The sequence below is a fragment of the Aeromicrobium flavum genome (assembly GCF_007992115.1).
In the GTDB taxonomy this organism is placed as follows: Bacteria; Actinomycetota; Actinomycetes; order Propionibacteriales; family Nocardioidaceae; genus Aeromicrobium; species Aeromicrobium flavum.
Genome location: NZ_BJZQ01000016.1, coordinates 26,123 through 40,717, shown reverse-complemented (window position 1 = coordinate 40,717; position 14,595 = coordinate 26,123). Strand labels below are relative to the sequence as shown.

Below are 14,595 nucleotides of genomic sequence, written 5' to 3'. Positions count from 1 at the left end.
GCGAGCAGTCCCTCACGATCACCTACGGCGGTGACGCGAAGGTCGCGCCCGAGACCGTGACGAAGGTCCTGCGCATCAACTGAGTCCAACGGGCGGTGATGGGGCGTGCCGGGTGGTGTCCGGTGCCTAGAATGGAGAGTTCCCCCACGCACCGAAGGACGTCGATGACGAACCCATCACCCGATGAACGCGAGCTCGCCCACGAGCAGGCGTACGTCGACACGGTCTACGAGCGGCTGGAGGAGTCCACGAAGGTGGCGAAGTCGCTCGTCGCGGAGGGACTCGCGCGCGGGCACATCGGCCACGAGGGCGGGCTGGTCGAGCGCGACGCGATGGTCTACCAGGCCTCGCGCCGACTCAACGCGCTGCACGCCGCCCACGAGGGCTTGGTGTTCGGCCGCCTCGACCTGAACGGCGGCGTCGCCCGCTACATCGGCCGCATCGGGGTGCGCGACGCCGACCGCGAGATCATTCTCGTCGACTGGCGCGCGCCGGCGGCCGCGGTGTTCTACCAGGCCACCGCGCAGGAGCCGGCCGGCGTCGTGCGCCGTCGCGTGCTGCGCTGCGTCAACGACAGGGTCGTGGGCATCGAGGACGAGCTGCTCGACGCCGACGCCGCTCCCGACGACATGGTCGTCATCGGCGAGGGCGCGCTGCTGGCCAGCCTCAGCCGCGCCCGAGACAGCTCGATGCACTCGGTGGTCGCCACGATCCAGAAGGAGCAGGACGAGGCGATCCGCGCCCCCGCGCGCGGCGCCACGATCATCGGCGGCGGTCCCGGCACCGGCAAGACCGTCGTCGCGCTGCACCGTGCGGCCTACCTGCTCTACACCGACCGGCGCCGGTTCGAGTCCGGCGGCGTGCTGGTCGTCGGCCCGTCGGGCGTGTTCATGAACTACATCGAGCGGGTGCTGCCCAGCCTCGGCGAGACGAGCGTCGTGCTGCGCTCGATCGGCGAGGTCGTCGACGGCATCCGTGCGTCGCGGCACGCGTCGCCGGAGATGGCGGCGCTGCTCGGCTCCGACCGCATGGCGAAGGTGCTGTCGCGCGTGGCCAGGTCGCCCCAGCCCGGAACCCCCACCCGCTTCGACCTGTTCTACCGCGACGACCGGCTCGTGCTGGAGGCCTCCGACCTCGCCCGCATCCGCCGCAAGGTGCTGGCCAACGGCCTGCCCAACACGACCCAGGCCGCGGTGCGCGAGGAGCTCGTCAAGGCCCTGTGGGAACGGGTCACCGGCGACCGTGGCCTCGACCGCGGCGAGGAGGCGTTCGCCGACCAGCTCGACGGCGACCTCACCTTCGAGACGTTCGTCGACCAGTGGTGGCCCGAGCTCGACCCGGTCGAGGTGTGGCGCACCGTCCCGACGCGGCTGGGCGAGGTCGCCTCCGACCTCTACACCTCGTTCGAGCAGCAGGTGCTGCGCCGCGAGTGGTCCGACGAGCTGACGATCGAGGACATCCCGCTGATCGACGAGCTGCGACACCTCCTCGGCGAGGCGCCGGTCCGCTCGGAGGACGACTGGGCGACGCCGAAGCAGATGATGAGCTTCGAGGAGCGCGAGCGCGAGGACCGCGTCCAGGCCACGGGCAGCATCGACGACGAGGGTTACGCCCACGTGCTGGTCGACGAGGCCCAAGACCTCTCGCCGATGCAGTGGCGCATGCTCGGCCGCCGTGGCCGCACTGCCAGCTGGACGATCGTGGGCGACGAGGCGCAGTCGTCGTGGCCCGTCCCGGCCGAGTCGGTCGCCGCCCGCACCGAGGCGCTCGGCACGATGCCCGTCCACCGGTTCCGGCTGTCGACGAACTACCGCAACTCCGCCGAGATCTACGAGTTCGCGGCCCGGGTGGCCACGCACGCCATCGACCGTCCCGACCTCGCCGACGCGGTGCGCCGCACCGGTGTCGGTCCGCGACACGAGGTCGTCCCGGCCGGCGACCTGCTCGCCCGGGTGGCCGCCGAGGCCGCCGAGATGCTGGGCCAGGTCGACGGCACCGTCGCCGTCGTCGCCCTGCCCGGCCGGCTGGCCGAGGTCGCGGCCGCCGTGCCGGCCGACGGCCGGCTGCGCGTGCTCGAGCCCCTCGACACGAAGGGCCTGGAGTTCGACGGCGTCGTGCTCGTCGACCCCGACGGCGTCGTCGCCGAGGCCGCCTCCGGCTGGCGCACGCTCTACGTGGTGCTCACCCGCGCGACGCAGCGCCTCGTGACGATCGGCACCGGGCGGGGCTGGCTCGATCGGGTAGCCGAGTGAGCCGTGCCCTCGCGGCGGTCGCGCTCGCGGTCGTCGGGGTGGTCGTCGCCGTGCCCGTGGCCGCGACGACGTTCGTCAACACCGAGCGCGCCGTCACGATCGGAGCGCACAACGCGACGGCTCGGCCCACGTTCGACAACCACGTCACGATCGTCGCCGGGCCGCTGCTGCCCGAACTGCGCATGCCGTCGGACGCCCTGCTCGGCATCGGTGCCGAGGTCGTCCTGCGCGACAGTCCCGACACCGACCTCGAGCGCGTGCTGGCCCAGGACGCGGCCATCGCCAGCCAGCCCGAGGGCGAGATCGCCGCGATGACGTCCGAGATCACCGAGATGGCCACCGCCGCCCTGACGCGGGGCGCCGCGGCCGGGGTGATCGCGATGGTCGTCGTCGGGGCCGGCTGGTGGCTGGTCGGCGAGCGCCGCCGTCGCGAGCTGAGGGCGCAGTGGCCGCCCGAGCCGCGCACCGCCCTGGTCTCGGGCGCGATGGCCATCGTCGTGCTGGGCGCGCTGATGGTCTACGCCCCCGACCCCAGCACGAAGCGCGAGGTCGCGTGGGTGCCGATCCGCCAGGAGTTCCCCGAGCTCCCGGACGAGCCGCGGCTCGGCAGCGTCCAGATCTCGCGAGGCGCGGCCACCGCCACCAGCAAGGCGATCGTCCAGGGTGCGCTCGACACGTACGAGGAGTCGCTGTCCTTCTACTCGGCACTCGCTGCGAAGGCGGAGGGCCTGCCCGTGCGCGCGCCGGAGTCCGGCCAGACCACCGCGCTGGTCGTCACCGACCGCCACGACAACGTCGGCATGGACCCGGTCGCCCGCCAGGTCGCCGACGCAGCCGAGGCGTCGCTCGTCATCGACCTCGGCGACGACACCTCCAACGGTGCGTCGTGGGAGTCCTTCAGCATCAAGTCGCTGCGCGAGACGTTCGACGACCTGCCGATCGTCGCCGTCGCCGGCAACCACGACACGGGCCGGTACGTCCTGCGCGAGATGGAGCGCAACGACTTCACGGTCTTCGACGGCGAGCCGGTCGACATCGAGGGCGTCCGGATGCTCGGCGAGAGCGACCCGCGCAGCTCGGGCCTGACCGCCGGCTACAACGGCAACGAGGGCGACAACATCGCCGCCATCACCGACCAGGACGCGGCCCTGGCCGACAAGGCCTGCGAGGACGGCGGCGTCAGCCTGCTGGTCACGCACAGCGCCGCCTCGGCGAAGGAGACCGTCGCCCGCGGGTGCGTCGACCTCGCGATCAGCGGGCACCTGCACCGCCAGAAGGGGCCGGTCAGCACCGAGGGCCCGAACGGCACCTCCACCGACCTCACGATCGGCTCGACCGGGGGTGCCGTCTACGCGTTCGCGCTGGGCACCAAGCTGCGCCGCGACGCGCAGGTGGCCGTGCTGACCTTCGAGGACGGGCGGGTCGTCGGGCTCCAGGTCGTCACGTTCAGGCCCGGCGGGCTCATCGACGTGGGCGACTACACCACGCTGCCGGTGCCACCTGCTCCCACTCCCTGACGGGCGCGGTGGGGAGGCCGGAGTTAGGTTCAAGGGACGTGACGATCCGATCGAGCTTCCGCTTCCCGCCTGGTGCGCGGGTGATCCACGTGGGCCCGCACAAGACGGGCACCACGTCCCTGCAGCGGGCCCTGCACGCCGGCCGCGACGCCGTCGCCGCGCACGGACTGCACTACGCCGGACCGACCAGCCAGCCGATCGACGAGGTGCTCTCGATGCTGGCCGTCGAGAACCCCAAGCCGCCCTTCGGGGCACCCGCGAACGACCGCCCGTGGCGACGCCTCGTCAAGGAGGTCCGCGAGCAGGGAGACCGGACGGTGCTGGTCAGCAGCGAGTTCTTCGCCGACGCCCGGGAGGCGGCGGTCCGCCGGGCCGTGGCCGAGCTCGGCGGCGAGTCCCCGTACGTGCTCGTGACCCTGCGGCCGCTGGCCCGGATCATGCCGTCGCAGTGGCAGCAGTACGTGCAGAACGGCCTGAAGTCCGGCTACGTGAAATGGCTGCGTGCGATGCTGCGCGAGGCCGAGACCACGACGTTGACCCCGTCGTTCTGGCAGCGGCACCGCCACGACCGGCTCGTGGCCCGTTGGGCCGAGGTGGTCGGCCCGGAGCGCGTCGTCGTGGTGGCGCTCGACGAGTCCGACCCCGACCAGCTGCTCCGTGACGTGGAGCGGCTCTTCTCGCTGCCGGCGGGCACGCTCGAGTCGCCCGTGTCGGACAACCGCTCCCTGACCTGGCCCGAGATCGAGCTGATCCGCCAGTTCAACCGCCAGTTCGCGAAGTCGGGCCTGCCGCGCTCGGTGCACCACCACGCCATCCGGTTCGGCACGGCGCGCTACCTGCAGCAGCGCACGCCGGCGCCCGACGAGCCGCGCCTGCTCACCCCGCGCTGGGCCGCGCGCGAGGCCGCCGACCTGGGCGCCCGCATGGCCGAGTCGATCACCGCCTCCGGGGTGCACGTCGTCGGCGACCTCGCGTCGCTGGGCGCGATGCCCACCTCGGGCCTGCGGCGCAAGGGGGAGGGCCCCCCCGACGCGTCGTTGCCGCCCGAGCTCGGTGCCGCCGCGCTGATGGGTCTGGTCCACGCCAGCGGCCTGCCCGAGGTGGTCGGGCACGGCAAGGTGCACGGGTCGATCATCGGCGCGCAGCCGGTGCCCACGAAGGGCTTCGCGCGCGCGGCCTGGCGGCGCACCCGCGACCGGGTGCGGCGGATGGTGCGCTGACTCCGGCCACGCCCACCCAGCGCGGACCGGTACGCTGACGCCATGTCGACGACCAGCACCTGGTGGCCCCTCCGCTGAGGAGGACTGTCGACGTACCCACGCCCAGACCCCCACATGGCGGTCTGGGCGTTGTTCGTCCGACCGCGGGAAGAAGAACACGATGACGCAAGAGATCCTCGACGGCCTGCTGGGGCTGCCCGCGTTCGCCCTCATCCGGGGCCGTGAGACCGACCGGGTCACGCTGATCGGCGGTCCGCGCACCGATGTCGAGAAGCTCGCCGACGTGCCGCTCGTCGAGGGTGCCGAGGCGTCGTGGGACCACCTCGTGCTGGTGCCGTTCGCCCAGGTCGCCGAGCGCGGCTTCGAGGTCCACCAGGACGGCACGCCGCTGTCGGTCATCGAGGCGCGGACGCACCACGACGTCGCCCTCGCCGACCTGCTCGAGGTGCTGCCGGCGGACCCCATCGACCTGGCCGACCGCGGCGGGTTCGAGACGTCCGACGAGGACTACGCGACGATGGTGCGCCGCGTCATCGACGACGAGATCGGTCAGGGCGAGGGCGCCAACGTCGTCATCGGTCGGCGGTACCACGCGACGGTGGCCGACTGGGACCACACGAAGGCGCTGTCGGTGTTCCGCCGCCTGCTCGAGCGCGAGCGCGGGGCGTTCTGGACGTTCTGCATCTTCACCGGCGACCGCTACCTGATCGGCGCCAGCCCCGAGCGGCACGTCAGCCTCGACGCAGGTCAGCTGCGGATGAACCCGATCAGCGGCACGTTCCGCATGCGCGGTCTCGAGACCCACGCCGACCGCAAGCGCGAGCTGCTCAGGTTCCTGTCCGACGAGAAGGAGATCTACGAGCTCTTCATGGTCGTCGACGAGGAGCTGAAGATGATGTGCGACCTGTGCCACGAGGGCGGCCTCGTGCTCGGGCCCTACCTCAAGCCGATGAGCCACCTCGTGCACACCGAGTACCTGCTGGCCGGCCGCACCGACCGCGACCCGCGCGAGATCCTGCGCGACTCGATGTTCGCCGCCACCGTCACCGGCAGCCCGGTCGAGAACGCCTGCCGGGTGATCAAGCAGTACGAGGCGCAGGGCCGCGGGTACTACGCCAGCGTCGCGGCGCTGCTGGGCCGAGACGACCAGGGTGCGCCCCGGCTCGACGCCCCCATCCTGATCCGCACGGCCGACGTCGACCTCGAGGGCAACCTCACCGTCACGGCCGGCGCCACCCTCGTGCGCGACTCCGACGCCGAGTACGAGACCAACGAGACGTGGGCCAAGGCCTCGGGGATCCTCAGCGCGTTCGGCCTCGTGGAGTCGGCGCCCGAGCCGGTCGAGGGCTTCGACGCGTTCACCCGCGAGGACGACGTGCTGATCGCGCTCGGGTCACGCAACCAGCGGCTCAGCCAGTTCTGGCTCAGCGACCAGTCGAGCACCCCGCAGGTGCCGTCGCTGGCCGGCAAGCGCGTGGTCGTGCTCGACGGCGAGGACGACTTCGTCAACATGCTGTCGCACGTCTTCGGGGTCATGGGCATGACGACCGACATCGTCCGCCACGACGCGTGGACCGAGACGGCCCTCGACGACCACGACCTCGTGGTGATCGGCCCCGGTCCCGGCGACCCGCGCGACGGCGACGACGCCAAGATCGCGGTGCTGCGGCAGGCCACGCGCCGACTCCTCGATCGCGGGCAGCCCTTCCTGGCGATCTGCCTCGGGCACCAGACGCTGTGTGACGCGCTGGGTCTCGACCTGGTCTACAAGGACATCGTCTTCCAGGGCACGCAGAGCGCGCTGCCGCTGCTGGGCCGCACCGAGACCGTCGGCTTCTACAACACGTTCGTGGGTCGGGTGCCGGAGTCGGGCCTGCCCGAGGGCGTCACGGTCGAGACGGACCCGGCGTCGGGCGACATCCACCTCGTGGCCGGTCCGCACTACCGCGGCATCCAGTTCCACGCGGAGTCGATCCTGACCCAGAACGGCTACGACATCCTGCGTGAGCTGACCGAGGGCGTCCTCACCGGTCGGTGAGAACGCCCTCGTCGGGTCCGCCGGGGGTCAGTCCTGCGCGCGGGCGGTGGCGCCGCCGTCGCTGCCCAGCTCGACCGAGATCTCCTGCGACTTGCCGCCGCGGAGCACCGTCAGGGTGATCGTGTCGCCGGGCTTGTAGCCACGGACGGTGGCGACGAGCGCGCCGTTGCTCGAGATCGGGTTGCCGTCGACCTTCGTGACGATGTCGCCGGCCTTGAGCCCGGCCTTGTCGCCCGCGCTGCCGCCGGTGACCTCGCCGATCTCGGCGCCGATCGACGTCACCTTGTCGTCGGTCGTGGCGTTGCTGACCTGGACGCCGATCTGCGCGTGCTCGACGGTCTTGCCCTCGAGGATCTGCGACGCGACGTTGTTGACCAGGTTGATCGGGATGGCGAAGCCGAGGCCCACCGAGCCGTTGCCGTTGCCGCCGGTGTTGATCGCCGAGTTGATGCCGATGACGTTGCCCTCGAGGTCGACCAGCGGTCCGCCCGAGTTGCCCGGGTTGATGGCCGCGTCGGTCTGGATCGCCGGGAAGGTCGTCGTGGTGTTCCCGCCGCCGGAGCCGTCACCGGGCGAGACCGGACGGTTGAGCGCCGACACGATGCCGGTGGTGACGGTCGACTCCAGGCCGAACGGCGAGCCGATCGCGACGACGGTCTGCCCGACCTTCACCTGCTGGGAGTTGCCCAGCGTGGCGGCCGTGAGCCCCTCGACGTCGCTGGCCTTGATGACGGCCACGTCGGTGGCGACGTCGCGGCCCACGATCGCGGCCTTCGCGTTCGTGCCGTCGTTGAACGCGACCGTGATCGAGCCACCGTCGGCGGCCGCCTCGACGACGTGGTTGTTCGTGAGGATGTCGCCGTCCTGACTGATGACGATGCCCGTGCCGGTGCCGGACTCGCCGCCGCCGGTGACGTTGATCTTCACCGTGGCGGGCAGGACCGCGTCGGCGACGGCGGTGATGTCGCTGACCGCACCCGACGACGAGGCCGGGCGGTCGAGGGTGGTGCCGGTGCTGCTCGTCGTGGTCGTGGTGCCGTCGTCCTCCATCGCGGCGTAGAGCGCGGCGCCGCCGGCGGCCGAGGCGCCCGCCAGCAGGACGATGCCGGTGGCCGCGGCCACGAGGCGGCCCGCGCGACGCTTGCGCTTGCGCGGCTCCGCGGCGGCGGCCATCGGCGCGTAGGTCGGCACCGAAGGGCCGCCATGACCGTCGTGGCCCCCGTCGAACGCGATCGTCGGCTCGGACACGGCCACGGTGGGCTCGTGGTCGGCGGTGGGCGCGTACTGGGGCGACTCCTGGGCGCGCGGCTCGGAGAACGGCCAGCCCCCGAGACCCTCGGACGACTGCTGCTCGGGCGGGGCCGTCGGCGGGACGTACGGACGGTCGGCGTACGGATCACGCTGGTCTGTCATGGTTACACCTTCCTGCGGTGACCTGAGAATCGCTTGTGAAGACACTGGGGACCGCCTCAGAAGGCCACCGTATCGAGGTGCTGCAGGGTTGACGACTCACCGTTCTCACGCCTCGTCCAGGGGGACGCGGAACGTGAACGTGGCGCCCTGGCCGGGCTGCGAGGTGACGTCGACCGTGCCGCCGTGGCGGTCGGCGGCGCGCTTGACGATCGCCAGGCCGAGGCCGGAGCCGGGCAGGGTCCGCGCCTCGGTCGAGCGGTAGAAGCGGTCGAACACCCGCGGCAGGTCCTCCGCCGCGATGCCAGGTCCCTGGTCCGCCACCGTCACGGCGCCCCGGCTGAGGCGCACGCGCACGGTGCCGTCGTCGGGGCTCCACTTCACGGCGTTGTCGAGCAGGTTGGTGAGGGCGCGCTCCAGCAGGCGACTGTCGCCGACGACCCACGACGGCTCGAGCAGGACGTCGAACCCGATCGTCGACGCGCGCAGCTGGACCCGGTCGATGGCACGCTGCACGACCTCGGCGAGGTCGAGCGGCTCGGGGTCGCGGTGCAGCGGCTCGTCGCGGGCGAGCTCGGTCAGGTCGCTGACGAGGGTCGTGAGCTCGTCGAGCTGGGCGCCGACGTCGTGCAGCAGCTCGCGGTGCGCGGTGGCGTCCAGGCTGCGCCCGGGCTGGCCGCTGGCCTGGCGCAGCAGGTCGATGTTCGTCCGCAGGCTGGTCAGCGGGGTGCGCAGCTCGTGGCCCGCGTCGGCGATCAGCTGCCGCTCCCGGCGCTGGGTGTCGTCGAGCGCGAGCAGCATCGCGTTGAACGAGCGGGTGAGGCGGGCCAGCTCGTCCTCCTTGCCGCTGACGTGGATGGGCGTGAGGTCGCGCGTCGCGGCCACCCGCTCGATCGCGGCGGTGAGGCGGCGGACCGGTCTCAGGCCGTTGCCGGCCACGGCCCACCCGGCGATGCCGGCCAGGATCATGCCCGACAGGGTGGACAGGATCAGCACCACGCTGAGTCGCTCGAGCGCCCGCTTGGTCGACTCCATCGACTGCGCCAGCATGAACGCCTGTCCCGGGCCGGCCTGGACGGCCACGACCCGGTAGGTGACGCCGTCGACGCGGGCCGTGCGGGCCGAGTGGTCGACCAGCCCGATCGCGACCTCGCGCTCGCGGTTGTCGTACGGGAACGCATCGGCCGAGTGCACGAGGAACTCGCCGCCGCCGCTCTTGATGGTCAGCAGCTGGATGCCGGCGATCGCCAGCAGGTTCGCCTCGTCGACCGTGAGGTTCCGCGGCGTGTACCCGGCCTCGACGGCCTCGTTCGCGCGCTTGATCATCGAGTCGTCGAGGGCGCCGATGATCTCCTGGCGCACCAGCACGAAGATGCTGACGGAGATGATCGTCAGGACGGCCGCCACGGCCGCGGTGGTCAGCAGGGCGACGCGGCCGGCGAGCGAGAGCCGCGTGGTGATGGGCTCGAACAGCGAGTGCGCGCGGGCGTGCACCCGATCGCTCATGGTCACGGAGGCGTCTCCCGCAGCACGTAGCCGACGCCACGCACCGTGTGGAGCAGCCGGCTCTCGCCCTCGGCCTCGAGCTTGCGGCGGACGTAGCCGACGTAGACCTCGAGCGAGTTGGCGGTGGTGGGGAAGTCGAAGCCCCACACCTCCTCGAGGATGAACGACCGCTCCAGCACGCGCTTGGGTCGCTGCATGAACAGCTCTAGCAGGGCGAACTCGGTGCGGGTCAGCGAGATCGAGCGCTCGCCGCGGCGCACCTCGCGGGTGTTCGGGTCGAGGGTGAGGTCGGCGAAGGCCAGGGCGGGCTCGTCGTCGAGCTCGTCGCGCGAGCGGCCGACCCGGCGCAGCAGGGCCCGGACGCGCGCCAGCAGCTCCTCGAGCGCGAACGGCTTGGTCAGGTAGTCGTCGGCGCCGGCGTCGAGGCCGTCGACCCGGTCGCTGACGGCGTCGCGCGCGGTCAGCACGAGGATCGGCACGTCGTTGCCGGCGGCCCGGAGCGCGCGGGTGGCGTCGAGCCCGCCCAGGCGCGGCATCATCACGTCCATGACGATCGCGTCGGGGCCGGACTGCGCCACCTTGGCCAGCGCCTCGGCGCCGTCGCCGGCCACCTCGACGGTGTAGCCGTTGAACTCCAGCGACCGGCGCAGCGAGTCACGCACCGCGCGGTCGTCGTCGACGACGAGGATTCGCATCGCGGCTCCCGTCCTACGGCTTGCCGTCGAGCAGGCTCTGGGCGGCGGCGGCCGCGCGGGGCCCGTAGGCGCCGCCGAACATCACGGCGTGGACGAGCAGCGGGTGCAGCTGGTGCAACGGCACGCGCTCGACCCAGCCGTCCTGCAGCGGCGCGGCCTCGGCGTACGCGTCGAGGATGCGCTGCAGGTGAGGGGCGCCGAACAGGGCGAGCATCGCCAGGTCGGTCTCGCGGTGGCCGCCGTGGGCGGCGGGGTCGACGAGGTGCACGCCGTCGGCCGACCACACGAGGTTGCCCGACCACAGGTCGCCGTGCAGCAGCGCCGGCGGCTCCGGGTCGGCGGTCAGCGAGGGCAGCTTCCTCATCGCCCGCTCGATGATCGCGGCCTGCTCGAGCGAGAGGGAGTCGCGGTCGACGGCGGCCTTGACGTAGGGCATGACGCGCCGGCTGGCGTAGAACTCCTCCCACGTCGGGAGGGGACGGTTGGGCAGCGGCGCCAGGCCGATGTAGCCGTCCTGGTCGGCGCCGAACCCGCCGGCGCCCGAGGCGTGGGTGGTGGCGAGGGCGCGCCCGAAGGCCTCGGCGAGGTCGGTGGACGGCTTGGTGGGCTCGATCCAGTCGAGGATGATGCAGTCGTCGTCGGCGGCGAGGACCTCGGGAACCGCCACGCCGCCGGCCGCACGCAGCCGGCGCAGGCCGTCGGCCTCGGTCGTGAAGAAGTGCGCGGGCGCCTGGGGCCGGGTCTTGATGACCGCGCTGCGCCCGTCCGTCAGTCGCAACCGGGTCGTCGTGCAGATGTCACCGCCGGCCACCGAGGTCGTCGACACCACGGCGACCTGCAGCAGCGACTCGGCCAGCGCCGCCGTTCCCGCCATTCGTGCCATGACCTGAAACCTACCGGCTGCGCACCAGCGCCGTGACGGGTCGTGGGGCTGCGGGATCAGTCGCGGTCGTGCGCCAGGTGCCGCACGATCCCGGCGGTGGTGCGCTCGACCATCGCCAGGACGTCGTCGAAGCCCTCGGGTCCGCCGAACCACGGGTCGGGCACCTCGGCGTCGGGCCGGTCGGCCTCGGGGTCGAACGACCGGTACATCCGCACCTTGTCGCGGTGCTCGTCGCGGGTGGCCAGCGCCAGCACGTCGGCGTGGTTGCTCGCGTCCATCGTCAGGATGAGGTCCTGCTCGTCGAACCAGTCGGCGGTGAAGGTGCGGGCACGGTGGCGCGTGGGGTCGTAGCCGGCCGCCGACAAGGTGGCGGCGGCGCGCTCGTCCATGGCCTGACCGACGTGCCAGTCGCCGGTGCCCGAGGACGACACGACGACGTCGTCGATGCCGGCCTCGGCCAGCCGGTGTTCGAGCACCACGTCGGCCATGGGGGAGCGGCAGATGTTGCCCAGGCAGACCAGGGCGACGCGGTGGGTCATCAGTCGACGAACGCCGAGAGGATCGACTGGCAGACCGAGATGACGACGGCGGCCAGGATCGCCCAGCCGAAGCCCGCCACGGCGAACTCGATGCCGAAGCCGTTGGTGATCGCCTCGGTGAGCAGCAACAGCACGGCGTTGATGATGACGAGCAGCACTCCGAGGGTCAGGATGATGAACGGCAGCGAGATCGTCTTGAGGATCGTGCCGATCAGCTGGTGGACGAACGTGAAGACCAGGCCGACGACCGCGAGGGCGATGACGCGGTTGAGCAGCGACTCGCCCTCCTCGCCGATGGTCATGCGGCTGCCGAGCAGGAGGGCGGCGAGGGCCAGCGCGACACTGCTGACGAACCAGGAGGACAGGAAGCGTTCCATGTCCTTCACCCTAGAGGGGCGGCGGCAGTTCGTCGGCGGGGACGTGTCGGGCCGTCTGGGCCAGGATGATGCCCGCCACGACGGCGACGACCCCGGCGACCTGCACCGGGTCGAGGGTCTCGGAGAACCACAGCCACCCCACGACGACCGCGACGACGGGCTCGAGCATCGCCGTCACCGAGGCCTTCGCGCTGGACAGGTGGCGCAGTGAGGCGAGGTAGAGGAAGAACGGCGTCACGGTGCCGAACACGACGACCGAGACCATCGCGGCCCACGCCGGCACGGTCAGGTCGGAGAGCCGGCCGAGCATGGACGCGGACGAGGCGAGTGCGTCGGTCTCCGACCACCCCCCGAGGACGTTCATGGCGATCGCGCCGACGCCGAACGACCACACGACCGTCCGCAGGGCGGTCAGGGGCTCGACCGGCGACGACGTCAGCTCCTCGCCGAGCAGGAAGTACGCAGCGAAGCAGACGGCCGCGCCCAGCGCCATGAGCACGCCGAACCCGTCGAGTTGGAGCCCGTCCCACACCCGTCCGACGAGGGCCAGCCCCGCCAGGGCGAGCGCGATCGCCGGCCAGACCCGCGGATGGACCGGCTCGCGCCGCACGAAGCGCACCCACAGCACCACCAGGACGGGGGCGAGGTACTCCAGCAGCAGGGCCACGCCGATCGGGAGCCGCACGATCGCCACGTTGTAGGTCCACTGGACGAAGGCGACGCCGACGATGCCGAGCGCCAGGACGAGCAGCAGGTCGCGACCGCGGGGGCGGCGCAGCGCGGCGCGGTCGAACGCCAGCGCGATCGCGACGAAGACCAGCCACGCGAACGTGACGCGGATCGTCGTGTAGGTCGAGACCGGCAGGCCCGCCTCGATCGGGATCCGCGTGACCCCGGCGTTGATGCCGAAGAGGACCGCGGCGGTGACGACGAGCGCGAGCCCGCGCCGCACGTGGGTCTGGGGCACCGGACGATTGTCGCACCGGCCACCGGCGCCGTGGCGAGGGCTCGTGCGGTCGTACGCTCGATCCATGCTCGAGCCCCTTCCGCGTCAGGTCCTCGCCACGATCCCCGCGTACCGCCCGGGGCGGCCCGCGTCGGACGAGAGCCGCAAGCTCTCCAGCAACGAGAACCCGTTCCCGCCGCTGCCGGGCGTGGTCGAGCGCGCGGCGGCCGAGCTGGGCCGGATGAACCGGTACCCGGACCCGGGTGTGACCGTCCTCGGCGAGGCGCTGGCTGCGCGCACCGGCCTGAGCCCCGACCACTTCGCCTTCGGCACCGGATCGGTCTCGGTGCTCTTCGCGCTGCTCGACGCCTGGTGCGGCCCGGGCGACGAGGTCGTCTACCCATGGCGCTCGTTCGAGGCCTACCCGATCGCGGTCGACCTGCCCGGCGCCACCTCGGTGCGCGTGCCGCTCGCGGCCGACCACCGTCACGACCTGCCGGCGATGGCCGACGCGATCACCGAGCGGACGAAGGTCGTCCTGGTGTGCACGCCCAACAACCCCACCGGCCCGGTCGTGGCCGCCGCCGACTTCGACGCGTTCATGGAGCGGGTGCCCGCCAGCGTGCTCGTGGTGGTGGACGAGGCCTACCTGGAGTTCGTGCGCGACCCGGCGGCGTTGTCGGGCGCGGAGGCGCTCGCGAGGTACGCGAACGTCGTCGTGCTGCGGACGTTCTCGAAGGCGTACGGCCTGGCGGGCCTGCGCGTCGGCTACTCGATGGCGCGGCCCGAGATCACCGAGGCGATCCGCAAGGCGCTGCCGCCGTTCGGGGTCAGCGACGTCGCTCAGGCCGCCGCGCTCGCGTCGCTCGACGCCGACGCCGAGCTGACCGAGCGCGTCGACGCGATCGTCTCCGAGCGCGAGCGCGTCCTGGCGGCGCTGCGCGATCAGGGCTGGGACGTCCCCGACTCGCACGCCAACTTCGTCTGGCTGCCGCTGGGCGAGCGCTCCACCGAGTTCGCCGAGCATGTCTGGCCCCTCTCGGTCCGCCCCTTCCCCGAGGGCGTGCGCGTCACCATCGCCACCCCCGAGATCAACGACGCCTTCCTCGACCGCGCCGCGTCGTTCGCCAGGTGAGGGTGGCCCGGGAGTCCTCCCCCGCCTGATAGCCTCTGAGCAGATGTGATGCCTGTCACATCTGCGGTCCATCTGGC

The 14,595-nt window shown here is 72.3% G+C and carries 12 protein-coding genes; 5 read left to right on the top strand and 7 right to left on the bottom strand.

Annotation, left to right across the window (positions count from 1 at the left end):
- The first annotated feature begins 164 nt into the window (after nt 1-164).
- From AFL01nite_RS13065 to AFL01nite_RS13050, 4 genes are all read left to right on the top strand, one after another.
- Nucleotides 165-2,252 carry a HelD family protein gene (locus AFL01nite_RS13065; RefSeq protein WP_146828134.1) on the top strand — a complete coding sequence of 696 codons (2,088 nt, stop codon included), beginning with the start codon at nt 165-167 and terminating at the stop codon, nt 2,250-2,252.
- A complete protein-coding gene (locus AFL01nite_RS13060) occupies nt 2,249-3,769 on the top strand; it encodes a metallophosphoesterase family protein (RefSeq protein ID WP_146828133.1) in 1,521 nt (506 codons plus the stop codon). The genes AFL01nite_RS13065 and AFL01nite_RS13060 overlap by 4 nt, the downstream gene beginning before the upstream one ends.
- Nucleotides 3,770-3,807: 38 nt before the next feature.
- Nucleotides 3,808-4,989, top strand: a complete 1,182-nt coding sequence (locus AFL01nite_RS13055) for a hypothetical protein (RefSeq protein WP_146828132.1) — start codon at nt 3,808-3,810, stop codon at nt 4,987-4,989.
- A gap of 160 nt (nt 4,990-5,149) precedes the next feature.
- Nucleotides 5,150-7,027: an anthranilate synthase family protein gene (locus AFL01nite_RS13050; protein WP_146828131.1), complete on the top strand. Its 1,878-nt coding sequence runs from the start codon at nt 5,150-5,152 to the stop codon at nt 7,025-7,027.
- A 27-nt stretch (nt 7,028-7,054) separates the two neighbouring features.
- Here AFL01nite_RS13050 and AFL01nite_RS13045 read toward each other — a convergent pair whose 3' ends face one another.
- The 7 genes from AFL01nite_RS13045 to AFL01nite_RS13015 form a co-directional block, all read right to left on the bottom strand.
- Nucleotides 7,055-8,440, bottom strand: coding sequence for a S1C family serine protease (locus AFL01nite_RS13045; protein ID WP_246119715.1), 1,386 nt, complete (start codon nt 8,438-8,440; stop codon nt 7,055-7,057).
- 105 nt (nt 8,441-8,545) lie between these two features.
- Nucleotides 8,546-9,943, bottom strand: a complete 1,398-nt coding sequence (locus AFL01nite_RS13040) for a sensor histidine kinase (protein ID WP_246119717.1) — start codon at nt 9,941-9,943, stop codon at nt 8,546-8,548.
- 2 nt (nt 9,944-9,945) lie between these two features.
- The gene (locus AFL01nite_RS13035; RefSeq protein WP_146828129.1) at nt 9,946-10,638 is read right to left on the bottom strand and encodes a response regulator transcription factor; all 693 of its coding nucleotides are present in this window, start codon (nt 10,636-10,638) and stop codon (nt 9,946-9,948) included.
- A gap of 13 nt (nt 10,639-10,651) precedes the next feature.
- A complete protein-coding gene (locus AFL01nite_RS13030) occupies nt 10,652-11,521 on the bottom strand; it encodes a fructosamine kinase family protein (RefSeq protein WP_146828128.1) in 870 nt (289 codons plus the stop codon).
- 56 nt (nt 11,522-11,577) lie between these two features.
- The gene (locus tag AFL01nite_RS13025; protein WP_146828127.1) at nt 11,578-12,060 is read right to left on the bottom strand and encodes a low molecular weight protein-tyrosine-phosphatase; all 483 of its coding nucleotides are present in this window, start codon (nt 12,058-12,060) and stop codon (nt 11,578-11,580) included.
- On the bottom strand, nt 12,060-12,437 hold the full coding sequence (locus AFL01nite_RS13020; RefSeq protein ID WP_146828126.1) for a phage holin family protein: 378 nt from the start codon (nt 12,435-12,437) through the stop codon (nt 12,060-12,062). Before AFL01nite_RS13020 ends, AFL01nite_RS13025 begins: the two co-directional genes overlap by 1 nt.
- A 10-nt stretch (nt 12,438-12,447) precedes the next feature.
- The gene (locus tag AFL01nite_RS13015) at nt 12,448-13,404 is read right to left on the bottom strand and encodes an EamA family transporter (protein WP_186813945.1); all 957 of its coding nucleotides are present in this window, start codon (nt 13,402-13,404) and stop codon (nt 12,448-12,450) included.
- A 64-nt stretch (nt 13,405-13,468) separates the two neighbouring features.
- Between AFL01nite_RS13015 and AFL01nite_RS13010 the strand changes: the two genes are divergently transcribed.
- On the top strand, nt 13,469-14,518 hold the full coding sequence (locus AFL01nite_RS13010; RefSeq protein WP_146828124.1) for a histidinol-phosphate transaminase: 1,050 nt from the start codon (nt 13,469-13,471) through the stop codon (nt 14,516-14,518).
- Nucleotides 14,519-14,595 lie beyond the last annotated feature (77 nt).

Excerpts from the sequence above, each read along its gene's own strand:
- AFL01nite_RS13065 (WP_146828134.1), top strand. The coding sequence starts at position 165 with ATGACGAACCCATCACCCGATGAACGCGAGCTCGCCCACGAGCAGGCG.
- AFL01nite_RS13050 (WP_146828131.1), top strand. The coding sequence starts at position 5,150 with ATGACGCAAGAGATCCTCGACGGCCTGCTGGGGCTGCCCGCGTTCGCC.
- AFL01nite_RS13045 (WP_246119715.1), bottom strand. The coding sequence starts at position 8,440 with ATGACAGACCAGCGTGATCCGTACGCCGACCGTCCGTACGTCCCGCCG.
- AFL01nite_RS13040 (WP_246119717.1), bottom strand. The coding sequence starts at position 9,943 with ATGAGCGATCGGGTGCACGCCCGCGCGCACTCGCTGTTCGAGCCCATC.
- AFL01nite_RS13035 (WP_146828129.1), bottom strand. The coding sequence starts at position 10,638 with ATGCGAATCCTCGTCGTCGACGACGACCGCGCGGTGCGTGACTCGCTG.
- AFL01nite_RS13030 (WP_146828128.1), bottom strand. The coding sequence starts at position 11,521 with ATGGCACGAATGGCGGGAACGGCGGCGCTGGCCGAGTCGCTGCTGCAG.
- AFL01nite_RS13025 (WP_146828127.1), bottom strand. The coding sequence starts at position 12,060 with ATGACCCACCGCGTCGCCCTGGTCTGCCTGGGCAACATCTGCCGCTCC.
- AFL01nite_RS13020 (WP_146828126.1), bottom strand. The coding sequence starts at position 12,437 with ATGGAACGCTTCCTGTCCTCCTGGTTCGTCAGCAGTGTCGCGCTGGCC.
- AFL01nite_RS13010 (WP_146828124.1), top strand. The coding sequence starts at position 13,469 with ATGCTCGAGCCCCTTCCGCGTCAGGTCCTCGCCACGATCCCCGCGTAC.